21 protein-coding genes and 1 tRNA gene are annotated in these 21,463 nt (G+C 60.9%); 13 read left to right on the forward strand and 9 right to left on the reverse strand.

Annotated features, from left to right (window positions below; all coding sequences use genetic code 11):
- Positions 1 to 47 precede the first annotated feature (47 nt).
- The 4 genes from MLD63_RS06640 (at position 48) to MLD63_RS06655 (ending at position 3,568) form a co-directional block, all read left to right on the forward strand.
- The gene (locus MLD63_RS06640; protein ID WP_255329092.1) at positions 48 to 701 is read left to right on the forward strand and encodes an ABC transporter ATP-binding protein; all 654 of its coding nucleotides are present in this window, start codon (positions 48 to 50) and stop codon (positions 699 to 701) included.
- Positions 702 to 918: 217 nt separating this feature from the next.
- Positions 919 to 2,544, forward strand: a complete 1,626-nt coding sequence (locus MLD63_RS06645) for a KpsE/RkpR family capsule polysaccharide export protein (protein WP_369696992.1) — start codon at positions 919 to 921, stop codon at positions 2,542 to 2,544.
- Positions 2,544 to 3,377 carry a 3-deoxy-8-phosphooctulonate synthase gene (kdsA, locus tag MLD63_RS06650; RefSeq protein ID WP_255329525.1) on the forward strand — a complete coding sequence of 278 codons (834 nt, stop codon included), beginning with the start codon at positions 2,544 to 2,546 and terminating at the stop codon, positions 3,375 to 3,377. Before MLD63_RS06645 ends, kdsA begins: the two co-directional genes overlap by 1 nt.
- Before the next feature lie 116 nt (positions 3,378 to 3,493).
- Positions 3,494 to 3,568: transfer RNA gene (locus MLD63_RS06655), tRNA-Gln, on the forward strand.
- A 378-nt stretch (positions 3,569 to 3,946) separates the two neighbouring features.
- On the opposite strand, the gene MLD63_RS06660 is transcribed toward MLD63_RS06655, so the two are convergent.
- The 4 genes from MLD63_RS06660 to MLD63_RS06675 form a co-directional block, all read right to left on the reverse strand.
- Entirely contained in the window at positions 3,947 to 5,602 is a 1,656-nt protein-coding gene (locus tag MLD63_RS06660) for a recombinase family protein (RefSeq protein WP_255329094.1), read from the reverse strand.
- The gene (locus MLD63_RS06665) at positions 5,599 to 6,054 is read right to left on the reverse strand and encodes a DUF2924 domain-containing protein (RefSeq protein WP_255329095.1); all 456 of its coding nucleotides are present in this window, start codon (positions 6,052 to 6,054) and stop codon (positions 5,599 to 5,601) included. Before MLD63_RS06665 ends, MLD63_RS06660 begins: the two co-directional genes overlap by 4 nt.
- 378 nt (positions 6,055 to 6,432) lie before the next feature.
- Positions 6,433 to 7,305: an ImmA/IrrE family metallo-endopeptidase gene (locus MLD63_RS06670; RefSeq protein ID WP_255329096.1), complete on the reverse strand. Its 873-nt coding sequence runs from the start codon at positions 7,303 to 7,305 to the stop codon at positions 6,433 to 6,435.
- On the reverse strand, positions 7,302 to 7,646 hold the full coding sequence (locus tag MLD63_RS06675; protein WP_255329097.1) for a helix-turn-helix domain-containing protein: 345 nt from the start codon (positions 7,644 to 7,646) through the stop codon (positions 7,302 to 7,304). Before MLD63_RS06675 ends, MLD63_RS06670 begins: the two co-directional genes overlap by 4 nt.
- Positions 7,647 to 7,838: 192 nt before the next feature.
- On the opposite strand from MLD63_RS06675, the gene MLD63_RS06680 reads away from it, so the two are divergent.
- The 4 genes from MLD63_RS06680 to MLD63_RS06695 all read left to right on the forward strand — a co-directional run bounded on the left by MLD63_RS06680 (position 7,839) and on the right by MLD63_RS06695 (position 12,817).
- Positions 7,839 to 9,143 (forward strand): site-specific DNA-methyltransferase, encoded by a 1,305-nt coding sequence (locus MLD63_RS06680; protein WP_255329098.1) that lies wholly within the window; start codon positions 7,839 to 7,841, stop codon positions 9,141 to 9,143.
- Positions 9,140 to 9,913, forward strand: a complete 774-nt coding sequence (locus MLD63_RS06685) for a DUF5681 domain-containing protein (protein WP_255329099.1) — start codon at positions 9,140 to 9,142, stop codon at positions 9,911 to 9,913. Before MLD63_RS06680 ends, MLD63_RS06685 begins: the two co-directional genes overlap by 4 nt.
- A gap of 208 nt (positions 9,914 to 10,121) precedes the next feature.
- Positions 10,122 to 12,116 (forward strand): ATP-binding protein, encoded by a 1,995-nt coding sequence (locus tag MLD63_RS06690; protein ID WP_255329100.1) that lies wholly within the window; start codon positions 10,122 to 10,124, stop codon positions 12,114 to 12,116.
- Positions 12,117 to 12,151: 35 nt separating this feature from the next.
- Positions 12,152 to 12,817 (forward strand): hypothetical protein, encoded by a 666-nt coding sequence (locus MLD63_RS06695; RefSeq protein ID WP_255329101.1) that lies wholly within the window; start codon positions 12,152 to 12,154, stop codon positions 12,815 to 12,817.
- Positions 12,818 to 12,912: 95 nt separating this feature from the next.
- Here MLD63_RS06695 and MLD63_RS06700 read toward each other — a convergent pair whose 3' ends face one another.
- Positions 12,913 to 13,950 (reverse strand): HNH endonuclease, encoded by a 1,038-nt coding sequence (locus MLD63_RS06700; RefSeq protein ID WP_255329102.1) that lies wholly within the window; start codon positions 13,948 to 13,950, stop codon positions 12,913 to 12,915.
- Between the two features lie 60 nt (positions 13,951 to 14,010).
- On the reverse strand, positions 14,011 to 14,544 hold the full coding sequence (locus tag MLD63_RS06705) for a hypothetical protein (protein ID WP_255329103.1): 534 nt from the start codon (positions 14,542 to 14,544) through the stop codon (positions 14,011 to 14,013).
- A gap of 508 nt (positions 14,545 to 15,052) precedes the next feature.
- Here MLD63_RS06705 and MLD63_RS06710 point away from each other — a divergent pair.
- Both MLD63_RS06710 and MLD63_RS06715 read left to right on the forward strand, forming a co-directional pair.
- Complete coding sequence (locus MLD63_RS06710; protein ID WP_255329104.1) at positions 15,053 to 15,550, forward strand: RNA polymerase sigma factor; 498 nt, start codon at positions 15,053 to 15,055, stop codon at positions 15,548 to 15,550.
- Positions 15,547 to 16,239 carry an anti-sigma factor family protein gene (locus MLD63_RS06715; protein ID WP_255329105.1) on the forward strand — a complete coding sequence of 231 codons (693 nt, stop codon included), beginning with the start codon at positions 15,547 to 15,549 and terminating at the stop codon, positions 16,237 to 16,239. The genes MLD63_RS06710 and MLD63_RS06715 overlap by 4 nt, the downstream gene beginning before the upstream one ends.
- Before the next feature lie 10 nt (positions 16,240 to 16,249).
- Here MLD63_RS06715 and sorU read toward each other — a convergent pair whose 3' ends face one another.
- The 3 genes from sorU to MLD63_RS06730 form a co-directional block, all read right to left on the reverse strand.
- The gene (sorU, locus tag MLD63_RS06720; RefSeq protein ID WP_255329106.1) at positions 16,250 to 16,588 is read right to left on the reverse strand and encodes a SorU family sulfite dehydrogenase c-type cytochrome subunit; all 339 of its coding nucleotides are present in this window, start codon (positions 16,586 to 16,588) and stop codon (positions 16,250 to 16,252) included.
- A gap of 21 nt (positions 16,589 to 16,609) precedes the next feature.
- On the reverse strand, positions 16,610 to 17,791 hold the full coding sequence (sorT, locus tag MLD63_RS06725; RefSeq protein WP_255329107.1) for a SorT family sulfite dehydrogenase catalytic subunit: 1,182 nt from the start codon (positions 17,789 to 17,791) through the stop codon (positions 16,610 to 16,612).
- A 118-nt stretch (positions 17,792 to 17,909) separates the two neighbouring features.
- Positions 17,910 to 18,731: a substrate-binding domain-containing protein gene (locus MLD63_RS06730; protein ID WP_255329108.1), complete on the reverse strand. Its 822-nt coding sequence runs from the start codon at positions 18,729 to 18,731 to the stop codon at positions 17,910 to 17,912.
- 226 nt (positions 18,732 to 18,957) lie between these two features.
- Here MLD63_RS06730 and MLD63_RS06735 point away from each other — a divergent pair, with 226 nt between their 5' ends.
- From MLD63_RS06735 to MLD63_RS06745, 3 genes are all read left to right on the forward strand, one after another.
- Positions 18,958 to 19,974, forward strand: a complete 1,017-nt coding sequence (locus MLD63_RS06735) for a YeiH family protein (protein WP_255329109.1) — start codon at positions 18,958 to 18,960, stop codon at positions 19,972 to 19,974.
- A gap of 48 nt (positions 19,975 to 20,022) precedes the next feature.
- Complete coding sequence (locus tag MLD63_RS06740) at positions 20,023 to 20,226, forward strand: uracil-DNA glycosylase family protein (RefSeq protein WP_255329110.1); 204 nt, start codon at positions 20,023 to 20,025, stop codon at positions 20,224 to 20,226.
- A 303-nt stretch (positions 20,227 to 20,529) separates the two neighbouring features.
- A complete protein-coding gene (locus tag MLD63_RS06745; protein WP_255329111.1) occupies positions 20,530 to 21,390 on the forward strand; it encodes an exonuclease domain-containing protein in 861 nt (286 codons plus the stop codon).
- The last annotated feature ends 73 nt before the right edge of the window (positions 21,391 to 21,463 follow it).

A 21,463-nucleotide genomic window follows, 5' to 3' on the forward strand; every position in this document is an offset into this window, starting at 1 on the left:
CTGGGACAACCCCGCGTTGAACACGGACCAGGATCGACGCCGCCGCGATGCTCGAATTCAACAACGTTTCGAAGTCATTCTGGACAGGGTCCCACCGCAAGGTGATCCTGGACCGCGCGTCCTTTCGGGTCGAGCTTGGACATTCGCTTGGTATCCTCGCCCCGAACGGCACCGGCAAGACGACATTAATCAACATGATGTGCGGGCTGGAAAAGCCAGACGAGGGCGAGATCCGCAGCACCTGCCGGGTCTCGTTCCCGCTGGGTTTCATGGGCGGCATCGTGTCGCGCCACTCCGCGCGCGAAAATGCACGCTACATTGCGCGCATCTATGGACTGGACCCCGACTATATCGAGGCGTTCTGCCGCTGGCTGACCGAGATCGGCGAATATTTCGACCAGCCGATCGGGACCTATTCCGCAGGGATGCGATCGCGCTTCACGATGTCGTTGTTGCTGGCGCTGGAGTTCGACATCTACCTGATCGACGAGGGGATGCCGGTCACGACCGATGCGGAATTCAACCGCAAGGCCGGAACGGTTCTGTTCGACCGGCTCAAACATGCAACGGTGATCGTCGTGTCGCACCAGCCGACGACGATCGAGAAATTCTGCCGGTCTGCGGCGATCATGCGCGACGGCAGGCTCTATCAGTTCGAATCCCTGGACGAGGCCAAGCAATATTATGACTACACCGCCTAAGGCCCGTCGCTTTCATATCTCGCGCGAGGAATCGGCCTTTGCCTCCGACGAGTCTTCGGCGCCTGCAGCCAGACCCGCGCCGCAAGTCAGGATCGAGGTTCAAAAGCGCGTCGACCTTCCGCCGCGGTTCGGTCAATCGCCGACCGCCCCGGTGGGCGAGGGCTCAGGCCCATCGGCGTCGAGGCGCGATGATGATGATGCGCGTCTAGAACGTTTGATGCGGACAGAGCCGACCGATGACGGCTTCGGAGACCGGCAATTTCCGGGTGCATCCACGCAACCTCCGGCAGGGCACGAGCCGAGGGCGGGCGCTGGTACACAAGGGTCTGCCGCCGCCGCTGCCACACCCGCTGACGACGGCCTGGCGGCAAAGCTCGCATCGATCAAGGCCGAGAATCTGACCGCGCGACAGCTGCGCATTGCCGCACGAATCGCGAAACTGAACCAGATCGAATTCGGATCGGAACACGAAGCGGTCTTGCGGCTCCGTGAGCGTGGCATCGACCCCAGCCACCGCGCTGCAGTCGGCCAGATCCTGTCCACCGAAGGGGCGCGCGCCCAATCAGCACCCACACCGAACGCACCCGCGGTCATCGCCCGCCAGACGCTGCCGCAGCCGCTCAAGGATGCGCCGGTGCCCGCCCCGCCGCCGGGTCAGAGACCCCTGCCCTCGCGCGAGGAGTTGACCGAAGAACGCCGCGCCGCGGATATCCTGCGTATCCAGCGCGACATCGCCGCCCGAAGGCGCAAGCGAATGGCGATGCTGATCCTTCGGCTGGCCTTCTTCGTGGCGCTGCCGACGGTTCTGATGGGCTGGTATTACTACAATGTCGCGACGCCGCTTTATGCGACCAATTCGCAGTTCCAGATCCAGCAGGCGGATTCGGGCGGTGGGGGCGGTATGGGGTCGCTGCTGTCCGGCTCGCCTCTTTCCACGAACACCGATGCCGTGGCGGTGCAAAGCTACCTGTCTTCGCGCGAGGCGATGTTGCGACTCGACGAGGATATGGGTTTCAAGCAGACCTTCCAGGATCCGACCATCGACCCGGTTCGACGTCTGGCACCCGATGCCACGAACGAAGCCGCCTATTCGCTGTATCAGACGATGGTCAAGATCGGCTACGACCCGACCGAAGGCATGATCAACATGGAAGTGATCGCCCCCGATCCCCAGCAGAGCAAGGCCTTCTCGACCGCCTTGATCGGCTATGCCGAGGGACAGATCGATCAGTTGACAGCGCGACTGCGGACCGACCAGATGGCAGGCGCGGAAGCGCAGTACAGCGATGCCGAGGCCAAGGTGCTGGAGGCGCAGCGTCGGGTGCAGGAGCTTCAGCAGGAGCTTGGTGTCCTCGATCCCGTCGCCGAAAGCAGCGCGGTCATGGCCCAGATCTCGCAACTGGAGACGCAAGCGAACGCCAAACGCCTGGAGCTTTCGCAGCTTTTGGCCAATCCACGTCCCCAGCAGAGCCGGGTCGCGGCCGTCGAAGGCGAGATCGCACAGCTTGAGCAGATGATCGTTGAGACGCGCGGACAACTGACCGAGGGCAACGAGACACGCGCCTCTCTCGCCTCGATCTCGGGCGAGTTGCGCATTGCCGAAAGCGATCTGCTGACACGACAAGAATTGCTGGCTGCCGCCGCGACGCAGATGGAGACCGCGCGGATCGAGGCGAACAAGCAGGTCCGCTACCTGTCGCTCTCCGTCGCTCCGGTCCCGCCGGACGAGCCGACCTATCCGAAGGCTATGCAGAATACGCTGGTGTCCTTCCTGATCTTTTCCGGTATCTACCTGATGATGTCGCTGACGGCATCGATCTTGCGAGAACAGGTGTCGTCATGATGAAACAGGTCCGGATCGGAAATCTCTACTGCGCCAACAACCTTCCGTTGACTGTTATCGCGGGGCCCTGCCAGCTCGAATCCCTCGATCATGCGCTGATGATCGGCGAGACGATGGCGAAGGTCTGCGCGGATGCAGGTGCCAGCTTCGTCTTCAAGGCCAGCTACGACAAGGCCAACCGAACCTCGCTGTCGGGACGACGCGGGCCTGGGATCGACGAGGGGCTGAACATCCTGGCCGAGGTCAAGTCGCGGCTCGGCTGTCCGGTGCTGACGGACGTCCATGACATCGCCCAGGCAGAGGCTGCGGCATCCGTCGTCGACGTGATCCAGATCCCCGCCTTCCTATGCCGTCAGACCGACCTTCTGCTTGCGGCCGGGCGGACCGGCGCGGTCGTGAACGTCAAGAAGGGCCAGTTCCTTGCCCCTTGGGATATGGCGAATGTCGCCGAAAAGGTCGCCTCGACTGGAAACGAGAACATTCTGCTGACAGAGCGCGGGGTCAGCTTCGGTTACAACACCTTGGTGGCAGACATGCGGTCGCTGCCGATCATGGCCAAGACAGGCTGGCCGGTGATCATGGACGCGACCCATTCGGTCCAGCAGCCCGGCGGCCAGGGCGGGTCGAGCGGAGGCCAGCGCGAATTCGCACCGCTGATGGCCCGTGCCGCTGTTGCGGCGGGAATAGCCGGGGTCTTCATCGAGACGCACGAGGATCCTGACAATGCGCCCTCGGATGGGCCGAACATGATTCCCCTGTCGCAGATGGAGACGCTGGTCGCATCGTTGATGCGGTTCGACAGGCTTGCCAAGGAAGACCCGATCCGGGTCTGAAACCCGTACTCCGCTTGGCTACAAGCGCCTTTCGGTGTTGTCGCAAATCGCCGTTCCGCATGGGCATTTTTGCCCTTGCACGGCCCCAGCCCCTTCTTTAGACAGCCCCGCACGGTTGGGGCGTAGCCAAGTGGTAAGGCGTCGGTTTTTGGTACCGTGTACCGTAGGTTCGAATCCTACCGCCCCAGCCAGTCATTTTCGAAACTCCTGTCTCTCACGCTCTATGCGGATTTCTATGCGCAATTTCCGCGCGTTGAAATCGCGTGCGCCCAACTGAGACGCATCTAACTCGCCTCGTTCCCTGATTTCGGCGCGCCAGTCTCAGGCGACGAATTTCGTCGTGCGGTTTTGCGGCCGGATCGTGTTTACAGGGAATCTACAGGGAAATCATGCGCCAGATCGACGCGTGCGTGCATCGCCTCCCCTAAAAATATCGCAACTTCAATGCGTTGCACCCTCAATTCCCAAAACCGAATAACAGGGAATTTAGCCTCGGCTAACAGGGAATAAATTTGCGCGATCAGGGAAGAAATGTCGGCAAAACAGGGATTACGCTCAGCGCCGCGCGATCAAGGATGGATGCCGGTGCGCTCGTACTGCGCCTGCCAGTCGGACGGCATCTCGGGTCGTGTCAGACGATGCAGGGTAAGCCCCTCGGGTTGAGTGCCGTCCAGGATAGCACGCTGGATCGCAGGCGCGAGGAAGGCCAGCTGCAGATGGACGCGGACGCAGCCTTCCGAGACGGCGTCGGCCTTGGCAAGGCTGGTGATATCGGCGCCGGCCTTCAGCGCCGCGAGCCAACGATGCGCGCGCCCCAAGTGGTCAATTAGTGCGTGGTCCGGCTCCGCCCCACGCTCTCCAATGACCAGCCGCTGACCAATGCCGCGACGCGTGAGCGACATCGCGACCGAGAACACCAGCGCAGCATCGGCCAGGTCGTCGGGCGACCGTCCGATCAGCGTCGCGAGTGCATCGCGATCCAGGTTCAAGTGGATCGCGGTTTTGCCAACCTGACCTTTGGTGATGAGGCCGAGCCACAGTGCTGCTGCCCGTGATGCGGTGCCCGTTGCCCTGAGCGTCTCGACCAGACCCGCGTGCTGGTCGAGGTCTGGTCGGACCAGCAGTGTGTGAGCCTCGGCCAGAATGCCGAGATGGTCCGCCACACCCTTTGCCAGCGCCTGCTCGAGTGCCGCCGCCGGCAGGCGCCAGCCGGTCGGATCCGTCGCTCCCGCGATCATCCGGTGCGAAACGTAGTAGCGATAGCGCCGCTGGCCCTTCCTTGTATGGGTCGGTGTCAGCCGATCGCCGGTCTCATCGACCAGCTTTCCGGCGAGGGCAGCGTTGTCCGGCAGCGCCGCCTGCCCTCGCTTGCGCGCCGAGGTCGCGATCAGCTTTTCCTGCACTCGCGTCCACTGGTCTGCATCTATGATCGCCGGATGCTGACCCTCGTGTTCGCGATCCCCGTGCCGGGTCCGTCCGCGGTAGACCGGGTTGGTGAGCAAGTAGTGCAGCTGTCCCCGACCAAGCGGCCGGTGACCGATCTCGCGCCCGTCCCGCGCACGCCGCGACTTCGATCGCAGATCAAGCTCCGTGACCCTGGCGGTCAGCGCCGAGAGGCAGCCCAGCTCCTCGTAGAGATCGAAGATCCGTTGGACTCGGCCTGCCTCCTCCTCGTTGACCACCAGCACCTGTTCGCGGGGATCCGGATGGCGGTCATAGCCGAGCGGCAGCGTGCCGCCCATCCACAGGCCACGCTTCTTCGAGGCGGCGATCTTGTCGCGGATCCGCTCACCCGCGACCTCGCGCTCGAACTGCGCAAAGCTGAGGAGCACGTTCAACGTCAGCCGACCCATCGAGGTCGAGGTGTTGAAGGCCTGGGTGACCGAGACGAAGGAACAGCCCTTGGCCTCCAGCCGCTCGACGAGCTTGGCGAAGTCCGCCAGCGAGCGGGTCAGCCGGTCGATCTTGTACACCACGATCATCCCGATCCGGCCCGCATCGACCTCTGCCAGAAGACGCTGAAGTGCCGGACGATCGGTGTTGCCGCCCGAGAAGCCGCCATCGTCGTAGCGCTCGCGCACTGGGCGCCAGCCTTCGTGGCGCTGGCTGGCGATATAAGCCGCGCAGGCCTCGTGCTGCGCATCGAGCGTGTTGAAGCCCTGCTCGAGTCCCTCCTCGCTGGACTTGCGCGTATAGATCGCACACCGGATCGGACTCGCGCTCATCGCTGCGCTCCCTTCCCTTTCGCCTCTGCTCCGTTCAGCCCGAAGAACCTGGGCCCGGACCAGTGCGCGCCGGTGATCTCGCGCGCGATGGCCGAGAGCGAGCGCCAGTGTCGGTCGTTCCAGAGATAGCCGTCAGCCACGATCTCGACGACATGGGTGCTGCCGTTCCAGTCGCGCAGCAACCGCCCGCCCGCCGCGGGAGATCGGGACGTGGGGCGCGACGGTGTTCGCTGGCGCATGAGTTGCTTTTCGAGCCCTGCTGGCCAGCCGCCTGACTGGCGAAGCTGGATCTCGAAGGCGAGGATCCGACGCAGGAGTGGTTGGCTGATCGATGGCGGGACAGGGCGATCAAAGAGCGCGGTCCAGATGTGCCGCAACTCGTCGCGTGTGGCGCGTGCCACCTGATGGATCGGCGTCTCGGCTGCGTCGTGTGCTCGTGATTGTCCGGCCATCTCGCCTCTCAGTCATCAGGGCGCCGGAGGATCCGGGCGCTGCTACCGAGACGAGCCCGGGCTGATCGGGCTGGTCTCAGTCACGCTCGACACGCGTGCGAAGTCCAGTCGAAACACGCCGAGACGATGCAGGATCGACGAGGCTGCCGAATCACGAAGAGCAGCGCGCTCTTTGCTCCGCCGGGCCCACTCCTCCGGACAATATGCACAAAAAGACAAGCTGACTGGCGCGTCAATCAAAGTCATAAGGCGATGACCGGGCGGCTGGTGGTTGTGTTGACGAGTTTGAAGTTGCCGCCCGGTCTTTGACAACTGCGGTCCCTCGGCCATGACGACCATCCGTACAGATTCGGCACGACCGTCTCGAGTGCAGCCGGCCTACCGAAACGTCGGCGACCAAGGCTGATCGTCATCCTCGTCATCGCTATCGTCCGGGTCACCCCGTGGCAGATCCTCGCTGCTGAGCACGGTCAGGGTCGCGCCCGATGTGCCGAGACCCAGGACCTCCTCATCAAGCGGCAGGGCGCCACCGCCGTCGAACCAGATCTGCGCCGTCGTCGCCCCGCATACCTGACGCGCCACGGCGACATTCGAAGGATCGCTATTGAAGTGTGACGTGGCGCCGGCGGGGAGCGGATCGTCCTTCCTTGGATGTATCAACCGTCCCAAGGCCCGCAGACCGGGCGACTGAAACGCATACTGAATGCGCTGCCCCTTGCTGACGATGATCGCCACCGGATGATCCGCCTGCTGCGCATAGGTGATGGCGGCGGCGCTGATCGAGACCTTCGCCTTTTGCCGCAGACGCTTGATGGCCTCGAGGCCGACCGGCGCATCGGCCAGAAACGTCCGCAGCGGCGCCGTCGGCATCAGCAGCCCGGCGGCGAAGTGATCGGCCTCGACCTCGATCGGCTGCCTTTGAAGGAAGGAGCCCGCCCTCGACTCGTGACGCCCGCCCTGGTCGGCGATCATTGCCGGGTGCCCTTCGAGGAAGAAATGCCCCAGCTCGTGGGCGACCGAGAAACGCTCTCGTCCGGGCTGACGGGGTGTTTCGCGGTAGAAGATGAACGCGTCATGGCCTCGAATATGGAAGACACCGCTGACACCTTTGTCGGCCTCCGGAAGCGGTGAGACCGTGATGTCTTCCGACCGCGCGATCGCAAAGGGATCGACCGGCAGCGTCGTCCAGCCGAACCGCCGCGCGATCCGTTCGCCTTCACACCTCGCCCAGTCCTTGCGCGGTGCCGTCACCGAGGTCCTTGTTGCCGCTGCTGCGTAAAGGCGTCGATCATCATCTGGATCCGCTCGCGATCCTCACCCGACAGATGCTCCTCGTTGCGGAACGCCGTCGTCGCGCCTTCGAGACCGGGCGTGGTCCCGAGCAGAAAATCGGCCGAGACATCCAGCGCGCGGGCCAGGGCGCGAATATTAGCGAAAGACGGCTTGCGACGCCCGTGTTCGAAATGCCCGATCGCCGCCGGTTGAAGTCCCGACCGGCGTGCTAACTCAGACTGGTTCCATTGCCGCGCCTCACGGGCGGCGAGCAGGCGAGCACCGAAGGCCACGCCGTCATCAGCTGACGCGCTTGACATCCTACGTTTCCGTCGTATCATCTATATCACAACCGTCGACTGCAAGAATCGGGCATTCTGCCTTTTTATTTTACCCACGCACCCTACGATAACGTCATCATCGTTACGCAATCGGCGTAAGACCGTCAAGAGAGGACGACCATGAACCGCAAACCATCGTCGATAAAATCCACACCGGAGGCTTCACCTATCATGCCGAACCAGATCGAACATCTCCCCCCGGGCACCTTGAGGCCCTGGGCGCGCAACGCACGTACCCACTCGAAAAAGCAGATTCGCCAAATCGCCGACAGCATCAAAGTTTTCGGCTTCACCAACCCGATCCTGATTGATGCCGAGAACACGATCCTCGCCGGTCACGGGCGTGTCTCCGCGGCGATGAGCCTCGGCCTGCCAACCGTGCCCTGCATCAGGCTTGAGCACATGACGTCCGAGCAGCGTCGGGCCTATGTCATCGCAGACAACAAGCACGCGTTGAATGCCGGCTGGGATGACACGATCCTCGCCGAGGAGCTCGAGGGTCTGCTGGCCAGCGATCTTGACTTCGACATCGGCGTGATCGGCTTCGAGGTTGCCGAGGTGGACCGGCTGATCGACGGGCTGGCACCAGTGGAGGACGGCGATCCCGCCGATGACGTAGTGCCGGACGAGGCCCCTGCCCGGTTCGGGCCGGGTGATCTCTGGCAGCTTGGCTCCCATCGGCTGATTTGCGGCGATAGCCTCGATCCCGAGACCGTCCAGCACCTCATGGCTGGCGAGAGCGCGCGCATGGTCTTCACAGATCCGCCTTACAACGTCCCGATCGACGGCCATGTCTGTGGCTCTGGCAGCATCACCCATCGCGAGTTCGCCATGGCTTCGGGCGAGATGAGCCCGGATGAGTTCATCGTCTTCCTGACCCGCGCGCTGCAGAACCACGCCGATCATTCACTCGACGGCTCGATCCATTTCGTCTGCATGGACTGGCGCCACATGCGGGAGCTGACGGAGGCCGGCGAGGCGGTCTACGACGCGCTGAAGAACCTGATCGTCTGGGTGAAGGACAATGGCGGGATGGGCACATTCTACCGCTCGCGCCACGAGTTGATCTTCGCCTTCAAGAAGGGCGACGCCCCGCATGTAAACAGCTTCGAGCTGGGTCAGAACGGCCGTTACCGGACCAATGTCTGGCAGTACCGCGGCGTGAACAGCCGCGGCGCGGGTCGGATGGAGGAGCTGGCGATGCATCCGACCGTCAAGCCGGTGCAGATGATCGCCGACGCGATCCGCGATTGCTCCGGACGCGGCGAGATCGTGCTGGATCTCTTCGGCGGATCCGGCTCGACCCTGATCGCGGCCGAGAAGACCGGGCGCCGGGCCAGGCTCTGCGAGATCGATCCGCTCTACTGCGACCGGATCGTCTCGCGGTGGGAGACGCTGACCCACGACGAGGCAGTCCAGCTCGCCTGCGGCTGGCAGCCGCCCCAGGTGGCGCATCAGATCGAGGCGGCAGAATGAGCGCGGATCGTCGCAAGACCCTGGGCGCCCTGCCCCCGCGCGAGACCGGCTACGAGGTCGGCTACGCGAAGCCACCTGAGGCGACCCGCTTCCAGAAAGGCCAGTCCGGAAATCCGCGCGGTCGCCCGAAGGGCGCGAAAAACCGCCGCCCAGCCCTGCACGAGGAGCGACTGAAGGGGATCATCCTCGACGAAGCCTACCGCGGCATCGAGATCCGCGAGGGCGATCGCAGCCTGACCGTGCCGATGGCCAAGGCCGTCATGCGGGCGATCGCCCACAACGCGGTCAAGGGAAAGCACTTCTCCCAGCGGCTCTTCGCCCAGCTGGTGGGCGAGGTCGAGACCGCGAACTTCATGCTCAACAAGGAATGGTTTGCCAGCGCGGTGGGCTACAAGGACGAGTGGGATCACGAGCTGGCCCGCCGCAAACTCCACGGCATCACTGACCTTCCCGATCCCATCCCCCACCCCGACCATGTGCTCCTCGACATGACCACCGGCACCGCCCGCATCGCGGGTCCGGCCACGAGGGAAGAGAAGGCGCAGTACGAACGCTGGGCTGATATCTGGGTCGAGTACCAGACCGACATCCCGATTATGGAGGACTGGCTGAAGCACCGACGCGGCGACACGCGGAACGAACTAAGCAAGACCATCGCCATCCTGCGCAAGACCGAGGCGATCCTCGACAAAGTGCTGCCGCCGGACATGAAGGATGTGGCACTGGCGAAAGCGCAACGGGAGGATGAGGATGAGCGCGGCGTTGGATAGTTTGGGCGGAGAGCGGACATTCGTAGCGACGGTGACGAAGGTCACGGAAGGGCAGATTGCGGGCTTTCGCTGTACTTGCAGTGCATCTGCTTGACTGCGGCAAAGCAGACATCGTCCCAGGTTTAAGGATGCGGACGCAAGTCCTCCCTGCTATCAACACATGGAGTACGACGGTGGTCCCGCCGTAGTGGTGTGCAAGGATAACAATATGGATGGTGAAAGAGCTCACGGGCACGATACCGATGCTTTGATCAAGCCGGACATGCCGGCTGTTCTTGAACGCACCAACCTATCGATAAACGTGCAAGGTTTCCTGCTGCCCGTGTTCGAGGCGCTTTCAAATTCGATGGACGGAATCGAACAACGTTTCGACGACCAAGCATCTCGCGAGGGAAAGATCCTCGTTAGATTCGAAAACCTAAATGACCCTGACAAGGTGATGATTAGCGTCACCGACAATGGCGTTGGTCTGAATGACGAAAACTATAGGTCCTTTCAGACACCTTTTAGCGGATACAAGCTTAGCAAGCGCGGACGCGGATTTGGTCGCTTCATAGCGTTCAAGGTGTTTTCGCGTATTCACTACTCCAGCAGGTTTGAAACGACTACAACCGCGACGACAAAGACTTTCCGCTTTGACATTTCGCAAGATGAGGAAATCATTTTCCATGACGGTGAACCTGACTTTCCCGGCTGCGGCATGCGTGTCGAGTTGGATGAACCATTAAGGCATTGGTTCGATCTTATTGGCTGTTTGTCGAAGCAGGATGTAAAGGAACAAATCGGATCACACTTTCTGCCATATTTCTTGTATCGCGGGTTGCCGGAAATTCTTCTGCAATTCGACGATGAAGAACCAGAAAATATCACCAGCTACTTCAAAGCGGTCTTCGTTGAACACGCTGCGGGCCAGATCGACACTCCTATCGATAGCGCAACTTGCACCCTAAACTATACGCTGACCAAGATACCCAAAACGAGACAGTTCAAGAGCCATTGCCTTCTGTTTGCCGCGGCAGATCGGATCGTTGGACACCCCCGCGACCTTTCAAACAAGCTGGGTGCAACGCATTTTGTAGACGAGGACGACAGCAAATTTATCATCGTTGCGGTTGTGCGAGGCGATGCCTTTGAAACCCGCCTGAACGACTCACGCACCAGCTTGGATCTGCCGCCCAAAGCGGTTGAAGAAATCGTCGGCGCTGTCTGTGACAAGATTCAGGACCGAGAAAAGCAGCAGATCGAAAAGATTAAAACCGGGCAGGTTCGGAAACTCAATGTCGCTTTGCACGAGAATCCGATCTTGCGCTTGGGCTTGAAGGGGCAATCGCTTTCGGAGTATGTCGCCAAGAAGCCGAATCACTGGGGACCAGAAGAGTTCGTTCAAGACCTCGCGTTGTCTCGGTATCGAAATACAGGAGATTTGCTCAAGCAGATCACTGAGGCTGCAAATGATCCAGCTTCATACGCTGAAAAAATCAAGGATTTGGCGAGCCGCATTGATGCCGGCAAGAAAGAAGCACTTGCCGAATATGTCATGCATCGCAAGAGCATTATTGAGCTACTCGATGCGGCTCGAAAATTTGATGACTCGAAGAAGCGCGGCTCTGAGGATGAGGTTCATTCTCTGATATTTCGCCGGTTCAGTGACAATGTAGATGTTGAGTATTTTCAGCATAATCTTTGGCTAATCGACGACGCTCTTGCTTTTTTGCCGTATGTGTCGAGTGATCGTACAATGCACGGTAGGGGGCGCGAAAAGGGCGACAAGGTCACGGACCTTTTGTTTTATGATGACACGATGGTTTTAGGTGACGAAGATGGCACCACTTTGACTATCGTTGAGTTTAAGAAGCCGAGCCGAGACGACTACAGCTTTGGACCAGCCAAATTTGATCCGGTGACGCAGGTCATCGACACACTGGAAAAAGCGATTTCTGCTGGCGGCATTACTCGAACGGATGGTGCCCACATGTCGTTTGGGCGAGTTGCACGCCGCAGTGCCTTTATTATCGCTGATCTGACTCCGAGTTTGATCAGAGTCTTAAAACGGCACAATTTCCAAAATCCCCACGATCCGAAGATATGGACGCAGTATTTCGACAACGGTGAAATCTTTATTCAGGCGTTTGGCTACGACACCCTGGTTTCGATGGCCAAGAAGCGAAACCAAGCCTTCAGCAAAGTTTTGCTTGATGATTGACCTCAGTAAACGCGCTCGCATCGACAGCCGATACAATGCATGAAAGTTTGAAAGGCATCTCAACGAGAATTTTAGGGCTCGCAACAGACGCGTTGAAGCGGGCAAACACAGACGCTGTATATTTCGATCCGGGAATGGAGCACCGACAATCGCTTGCGCCTTTAGCCGCCGCCCACACTGGAGAGCTCGTTCTTAAGGCACTTATTGCCAAAGAACATCCTCTACTCTTGTTCAAGAACATTGGCGAAAAAACCACTGACGACGAAATTGACTTGGATTGGCTGCTAAAAAATGGCCGAACACATGATTTCTCAAGACTGCCGAGCGTGTTATGGGCGACCTCCGGCATCAAGGTTCCGAACATAGAGAGCTATCGGCGCATTGCAGCGCTCCGAAACCAAATCCAGCACTTTGTCGATGACCGAGATTGCGATGTTCAATACGCCTGTCTTGACTTCATCTATTCAAACATTGATCCCTTGCTGAGCAAGCACTTTGGGATCGCTGCGTGCAAATTTCATGAGGATCAATTTGATGACTATGTGATCGGATGCCTTCTCGCGCATCAGATCAGATTTACGGTGCCAACAGACACCATGCTGACCGAGATTGATTCGAATATATATTTACAGGACTGTTCACAAGACTACAGGATATGGGCGTGCACAGAGCTGAAATTAGATTTACCACCTAACAATTGATAGTTTCGAAGGTTCGATGAACGTCGGCAATGCAGGCCGCGAATGCAGCATACCAGGCTATGGTTGAGTGACAGATATGGGCCGATGTTCGCGTATCAGAAAGTAAACGGTCTGAAGCTATTTATTTTCGGATAGTCCTTAAGACGATTGATGGATGTAATCAGCTTTCTGCGGAGGCTATCTCTTGATGGATCATGATGTAGCCGCCGGTGACAATTTGGGCAGCAGGCGGCCGCGTTTTCGATCACGTCCGGGCCACCTTCTCCAAGCGGTCTGACGTGATGCACCTCTAAGAACGCTTCGCCGTCAATACGCTTGAACGGTGCGGGAGAGCCGCAGTTCTCGCAAATACCGCCGGCCTCCTCCAGGACCCAAGCTATAACTTCCGGATCGCGGATATATCGGTCAGACTTAGCGGAAGTTCGTCCGACCTTTTCTTGGCCTTTTGGGCGATTCAATCCCTTCAAACGCATTCGCTTACGGGCGCGCCCGACTCGCTCGGACAACTCTTTGGGATCTGCCGTCGGAACTTCGGAAGCATCAGGATCGGCTAACATTTTGGCTATGGCACCCACTGACATACTTGACGCATTGGGCCAGATTATCCGTAATTTTAGCCTCTTTGTCCGATTGCCTCCCTTTTTCGACTTTGTCTCATGCTCGCCAGCCGCCCGTCCAATAGCCAGCCGGAGTGCGTCGAAGTCTAACACCGCCGCTAGCTGGAGCGGAAGAGAGTAGCCTAAGGGTTGAATCTTACGCATGTTCTCTGGCAGCCGCATCGCCTCGGAGCTGGCGATTTGAAGATCGTCCAGCACCATGCCGACCTGTGCCATTCGGCGTAGGTGCAACAGCAGAGCAGACGCGTAGTCAGTATTTCGGGGCGGGCGCCCCCCAGTGGATCCACCCCGAGACCCGATAACGAGATCGAAACCATCTTTGAGAGGCTCGACTGAAAACTTCGCGTCGAGCTCGGCGCCTGTGTCATCACGAGGGTTATACATCTGGATACGCCATATTTTTCGGATGCCATATGGCACTTGGTGAATGATGGCATCATTGTTCGCGAGGAGCGAAATTTTGCGACATGCCCGAATGTCGAGTTCAACGCCGCCGCGATGCGGCGCTGCTGCCATTGGGAAAGGCCGTTATGGGCCGAGGCAGCGTGACAAAGCGGTGCAGACGTCGGGGCCGTGTTAAATGTTAGGCGCCTTGGTCAGTAAATACACTGTCTCTCTTTCATCGTTCAGATAGGATCCTCGGCACTTGAAGCCGAGATCAGGCAGCGCTGCCTTCCGATACCCTTCTCGTTTTGTGGTGGCAAAAACGCCATCGCGACCAATGGGTAGAGACATCAGCTCTTCCATCAGAACGGATGAGAGGCGACGTCCTCGATTAGCTTTCGATACAGCCACATAGCCAAGCTCCGTTGGATACTCGCTTTCTGTTACATCTACTCCCACACCTTCTTTGAGCCTTTTTCTGTAGGTGGTGTCCGGGGATTTTAGCGCCGCCACGCCTGAAATTTCTTTGGCCCAACGCGCGATGATGAGAAGATGTGCTCTTCTGACACGACTTTCGATTTGCTCCACGGTCCCTTTGACTGCTCCGCATGAGTGAATAAGGTCAGCTACTTCTGCCGCCTCGTCGTCGAATAGTTCTGCTCCACTCCGAAGTATGACAGTGTAAGGCACGTCGGCTGCGCGCACGGTCTTGGGAAAGCCATCCATGTCATCGTCACCTGCTCCGGAAAATCACCTCCGACACCCTGGCTCCATTGCAGTCATCCAGCAAACGAATTCTCCGCTACTTGGAACATCCCCTTATGCGATGCGGTAGGCCGCAGGTTCCGATTGAAAAATGCTGCGCGATGCACGAGTGGCCGCTTAATCAGGCTGCGATGTAGCATGTGAGCAGTGCCCCGATGCCCGGTAAGGGCCGATCGCGCCAGCGCTGAGCCGAGGCAGAAAAATGCGAGTCTCGGCCGAAAGCACTATTGGCCGACGTCGACACGAAGGTTAGCCAAGGCAGAAAGAGACGACGCACTCGAACCGGGGAATGACATTTCAACTATCTGCGCTGCCGCCGTCGATAGGTTAGTCAGCCGAAATCGCACACGACAATCATGGACGCTCCGAAGAGAGCGTTACAATGAAGGCTCTACCCCCACGCGCGAAACCGGATGGACGTCGACCGCAAAATGCACATGCTTGGATCGATGTGGTGTGATCGGTGCATATGAGCGTTCGGCGGCATATCGAGCGGCTTCTGCCAGAGCTGCGCGCCTATGCCTATTCGATCAGCGATCGGCGCGAGGATGGGGACGACCTCGTGCAGGATGCGGTGGCCCGGGCGCTGCGCGCCGAGGCGCCGCCTCGCTCACTCGTCGAACTGAAGCCATGGATGTTTCGCACGATCCGCAACCTCCATACCGATGAATTGCGTAAACGGCGTGTGCGCCGGGAATACCTTTCGCGTGAGACACGTCTTTCCAGTGAACTCTCGGGCCATCCCGAGCACGAACGAGACATCAGCGTCCGCGAGGCTTTCGAGACGCTATCGAGCGAGATGCAGGAAATCCTGACGCTGATCGACATTCTGGGCCTGAAATACGATGAGGCGGCTAAGGTGATCGACGTGCCGCGCGGAACCGTGATGAGCCGGGTCAGCCGTGCCCGATGCGCGCTGCGCGAGCGAGTCGCCGGAACCGATAGCGACCAGCGGAGCATAACGTGATCGATCCGAGCGACCAAGACTGGGAAAGGCTGAGCGCCTATCTTGACGGCGAACTGCCCGAGACGGAACGCCGTGCTTTCGCCAGGCGCATGGCCTGCGAACCTGAACTCGCCGCCGCCGCGGTCGAATTGCGCGCCCAGTCCGACAGCTTGAGGCGGATCTATCCTGTCGCGCGCGCTGTGAGGCCCGCCTGGATCCGCCCCGCCGCCTGGAGCGGGGCGCTTGCGGCCGCACTGGCGATCGCGACGTTCTTCGCGATTCCCGATGCCGCCCCGACCGATCTCGGCTCGATTCATGCAACCTTTCTCGAGCAGCGCTTTCCAAGCGCGACGCAATCACCGACCAAGGCCGACTTCGCTCAGGGCGGCCTGCTTCCCGACCTGTCGCCGGTCGGGCTAACACTGGTCGCGGTGCGCGAGGTCAAGGGCGGTGCTGCCGGGCATTACGCGGGACGCAACGCCTGCCGGTTGACGCTACTGAGTGTTACGGACGCCGCGGCTGAGGACATCAATGCGCCTGACGTCTGGGCGGTCCACGGGCAGCTGTATGCTGTCAAGGCCGCCGGCATGGACGCCGATCGTCTTGCGGCGATCGAGGCCTATCTTAAGGCCGTGAAGGATCCGGCCAAGGACAGGCCGGATCGCATGGCTTTCGCGCGGCAGGTGCTAAAGACACGCACATGCGCCTGATTAACGCGGATCAGTGCCCGCCGCCGGCGACCTCTGCGACATAGGCCGACACCGTCTCGATCTGCTCTTCGGTCAGCGTTTCCGAGAAAGCGGGCATGACCCCCACGCCGCTCGTGACCGCCTTGAGAATCTGATCCAGATCGGGCTGAAGCTCGTCGAGGTTGGGCCCAACCTCACCCTCGGCTTCGGCGTCGGCAAGCACATGGCAAAGGGCGCATTGGGGCTCCGCGGTCTCGGAAAAGATCGCTCGGCCGGCCTCGTGGTCGACCGCCGGGTCGACCTCTTCCGCAGCCAACGGCGCGGCGAACAACACAGAAAGCACCGCAAAAACGCGAGGCAACGTCATCATCTGAACTTCCATCATCTGCGCTTAGCCCACCGTCACTTCGACGGCGTGGCCACGCCAGCCGTTGTGCGCGTATCCGCGCTCGTTCGGTTCGAAATCTTCCGGCTGTGTATCGCCATTGGCATTGGTGGCGCGGCTTGCGAGCGTATGGATGCCCGCCTCGAGATCGGCGATCAGAACGAAGGGCCGCCAGGCAAAGGCGCCCAAGTCCGGACCAAGGAATTCCGCCGCCTGCCAGGTCTCGCCGCCATCGGTCGAAACCTCGACCCCAGTTGCCGCGCTGGTTCCACCCATCGCCAGACCCGCGATCCGCACCCGTCCTGCCGAGGCGCCTTCCAGCGGTCCGGTGATCCAGGACTTGACGCTCATCTCCCACATCGACGGCTGCGAGGGGTCGCCCGCGACGCCGACGGGCCGGACGCGGTAGCCGGTCTGCTGGATCTTTGCGGGACTTTCCTCGGCGGTGAAGGCGAGACGCTTGAGATACTTGACGTTGTTGACGCCGTAATAGCCCGGAACGATCAGACGCAGCGGGCCGCCATGGGCCAGCGGGACCGGCTCGCCGTTCATGTGCCAAGCGAGGATCGCGTGTTCCATCGCGTCGAGCGGAACGGAACGTTCGACCTGAATGGTTTCCGGCGGCAGACCTTCGGGAATTTCCTCGCCGCCCGTGCCGGTCAGGAACGCCATGCCATCGGCGATGCCGCCCATTGCTTCAACGACGTCACGGACCGGAACGCCCGTCCAGATCACGTTGCCGGCAGCACCAGTAGCCCAGGGCGATCCGCTGGCCTCGTGATCGAAGAACGCTCGGCCGTTGCCAGAGCATTGCAGCACAGCGACCACCGTCTCTGATCCCAGCAGCTTCAGATCGGCCAGCGTCACCGTGGACGGCTGGGCGACGCCCTCGATCGACAGCTCCCACGCATCGGGATCGGCGACGATCTCGTCTGACGGCGCGGGAAGGTTATTCCGGATGTAAAGATCGGTCGATGGCGTGACGAGCGCGTCACCCTGCGCGGCACGCACGGTCTCCAGCGTCTCTTCGGTATGGACGATCATATCGTCCGCGTTCTTCCACGCAACATAGGCGGGCAGTTGGCCGCTGTCCTGCGCCAGCGCGGGCAAGCCGGTCATTGTGGCGCCGGCCAAGCCCGCAGAGCCGAGCAGAAACTGGCGGCGTCTTACCGGAAAAAGATTGGTCATCGCATCCTCCCTCAAGGTTCAAAGCGTAATTGCGCTTGGGGGATGGACGGATGACCTGCATCGTTTATTCCCTCCCGACGGCGGGTTTTCGTCGCGAGGTGCTCACTTGGCCGGGCCGCTATCGCCTCCAGCCTTCTGTAGCCATCAATTCCTGCGCCTCTGCGGTCACGAGAAAGTCGAGGAAATCCTGCGCCGCCGGATCGGCATCGGGCGAGATCACCACGTTGACGTCGCGCCAGATCTGCCGGTCTTTCTCGATCTCGACCAGCTCCAGCACGTCGGGGTGGGTCAGCGGCCAGTTCGGCCAGGTGATCCAGGCATCCGCGTCCCGGTCCCGAAACTGCTGGAAGCCGGCACCGGAGCCGAGCGCATAAGCCACGATGTTCTGGCGGAGCGCCACAATATCCTCGAGCGAGCCGAGGCGTCCGGCCACATCCTCCCACGCACCCGTGCCGGACGTGTTGTAGACGCCAGCGCCCTCGGTCACGACAATCGCGATGTCCTCGGCCAGAAGGTCGTCGAAGCCCTGGATGCCCTTCGGGTTGCCCGCCTTCACAGCAATCACGGCTGGACGGATGTAGATCGGCTCGACCGCTGCATGATCGAAGGCCGGATAGGTCAGCAGAAATGCGGTCATCGACTGCTCGGACGTGCCCCACAGGATGTCGGCATCGGCCTGCGCGTCCGCGCTCCACTCTGCCTCCGGTCCGGCGACGATCTCGACCTTGTTGCCGGTCTGCTGCTGCCAGACATCGGCGACCTTCTGGAACGCGGTGTGCGGCCCGCCGGCGCCGTAGAGCTTGACGATGCCGTCCTCAGGCGCGTGCGTGATACTCGGATCGGCAAGGTCCGTTTCGCCGACACGGTCGGAGAAGACATCTGCGGTCGCCGGCAGAACAGCGAGCGCCGTGGTAACGGTAAGCATGGTAAGACGGATCATGGAACCTCCCTTGAAATGAATTTCGACGGCGATTTAGCATAGTCAAAGAGGCTAACGGCCCGCAGGCGCGGCCTATTCCCGGACAGAGTTTCACAGTCGCGTCATCAAAGGCGCGAACAGAATCCAGAAAGCCGCGGGAATACCTTGCCCGGATCGCACGTCATTCGGCTACGTGTCCTCGACGGGGGACGCGCCCAAGATATCGGCAACCGGACGAAGGCCTCCAATGACAGACACCACCGCCGCTGCGGGGCAGAACAGCTCGATCTGGCCCGGCCTCGCCCTCACCGCCTTGATCGCCGCCGTCGCTTTCGGGCTGCGCCTCGTCCCTGGGGTGGATGCGCTCTCGCCGCTGATCCTGTCTATCTTACTCGGCATGGCGCTGCACAACACGATCGGCACGCGGGGCGCGGCGAAGCCAGGCGTCACCCTTTCGCTGAAGGTGATCCTCAAGGCGGGGATCGTGCTGCTCGGCCTGCAGCTCACCACCGGCCAAGTCATCGAGGTCGGCTTGCGCGGCGTAGGCATCATCGCGGCGACGCTGGTCGCGACGTTCGTCTTTACCAAGTGGCTCGGGCGGCGGCTCGGGGTCGGCGCCGGTCTCACCGAGCTGATCGCCGCGGGCACCGCCGTCTGCGGGGCCTCCGCCGTGATCGCCACCAATACGGTCACGCGCGCCTCAGACGAGGATGTGGCCTATGCGGTGGCCTGTGTAACGGTGTTCGGCTCGCTGTCGATGGTGTTGATCCCGGTGGTCGAGGCGACGCTCCTCCATCTTGGCCCCGACGCCTACGGACTGTGGAGCGGCGCGGTCATCCACGAGGTGGCGCAGGTCGTCGCGGCAGCCTTCCAGCAGGGCGACGCAGCCGGGCATACGGGAACGATCGCCAAGCTCACGCGCGTGATGATGCTGGCGCCTCTGGTGCTTGCGCTCAGCCTTCTGGCCCGGCAGCGCAGCGAGGGGGCCTCCGGCAGCGGAGCCACGATCCCGTGGTTCGTCTTCGGCTTCATTGCGATGGTGGGTGTTGCCTCATCGGGGATCGTGCCGGCGGCAGCAGAGCCCTGGCACAGGGGGCTGACCCAGTTCCTCCTGGCCATGGCGCTCGCGGCGATGGGGCTCGAGACCGATATCCGCAAGCTCGCCGCCGAGGGCGCGCGGCCCGCAATCCTCGGGGCGGCGTCGTGGCTCTTCATCGTCGCGCTTGGGCTCGGCCTCGTCCTCTTCCTCGCGCCCGGCGGATGAGCGAGGAGCTTTCGAGCGGGACTGCCCGGGCGCGGCGGCTTGCGGGGCTTGGACGCCCCCCATATGACCGCGCTCAACTGCTACGCGGAGGGCCTGCGCCCACAGGGTCGCGACGTGCCATGGTTCGATCCGCACGATGGCGGCGCGGCGGCGCGGTGCCTGATCCTTCTGGAGCGGCCCGCGCGGATCGGTGACGCGCCCCGGTTCGTGTCGTGTGACAACCCTGCGCCGGCGCAGCGCAATCTGCGCTAGCTTGGGGAATGCCGCCGCGCAGCACCGCCGAGGCTCGACCGTCCGCTGCGGGCCGTTAGCGGCTCAAAGATCGGTTGGTGGGAGCATCGGCTTGGGGCTGCACGCTGCGGTACCAGGTCTTTGGTGTTTGGGCTTGCGTCGATACCGGGCTGCGTCCGACGTCGGATGAGACGGTACATATTGGTTTGAAGGTTCACTCGATCGATCTCTATAGCTTCAAATTTGCGGCTCGGCTGCTGGCATTGGCAGATCATACCCATCTCGCTAATCTGTGCGATGAGCCCTTTAGCGATCGGTTCTGTCATGAGATTTGTCGCAGTCGACGTGGAAACCGCAAATGCCGACATGGCATCAATCTGCTCGATCGGTGTTGCCGCTTTTGAGAACGGCGCTCTCGCAGCTGAATGGTATTCACTCATCGACCCGAAAGACTTCTTCGATCCCGTCAACACGTCAATACACGGTATCACAAGTGTCGAGGTTCAAGGTGCACCGACATTTAGCGATGTAGCTGGTGAACTCGAGCACCTCTTGGGGTCGCAAGTTGTTGTGACCCACACGCATTTCGATCGAGTTGCGATGCATCAGGCAGCGGGCCGCTGGGCAATCTCGGCCCCGTCTTGCACCTGGCTCGACTCAGCGCGCGTTGCCAGAAGGACATGGGCGGAATGTGCGAAGTCAGGCTACGGTCTTGCAAAGGTCTGCAAGATGATCGGACACGACTTCGACCACCACAACGCACTTGAAGACGCCAAGGCGGCAGGATGCATCATTCTCGCCGCGATGGAAAAGAGCGGCCTCGATCTTCAGGCGCTGCAGAGGCGGGTTCTTCAACCCATCGACCCGTCATCGAGCGCGTCCAAAGCGATTAAGCGCGATGGCAACCCTAATGGAGCATTTGCCGGTGAGGTGGCCGTGTTTACGGGTGCCCTCGAAATACCGCGCCGCGAGGCGGCTGACCTTGCGGCGTCGATAGGCTGCGCAGTCTCGGACAACGTTACGAAAAAGACGACCATGCTGGTTGTCGGCGATATGGACGTGACGCGGCTCGCCGGTCACGACAAGTCGTCAAAGCACAGGAAAGCTGAGCAACTGATTGAGGCAGGCCAGCGGTTGCGCATCATCCGCGAGAGTGATTTCAAAGAATTGGTCGCGGTTTCCTGATCTGGCGGTTCGACCGTTAGCTACAACGGACGTTTGCAGAATTGGGCGAGATAAAGCCTCATCGCAGTTCAGA

Origin of the sequence: Paracoccus albicereus, from assembly GCF_024359525.1 — a bacterium.
Taxonomy (GTDB): domain Bacteria; phylum Pseudomonadota; class Alphaproteobacteria; order Rhodobacterales; family Rhodobacteraceae; genus Paracoccus; species Paracoccus albicereus.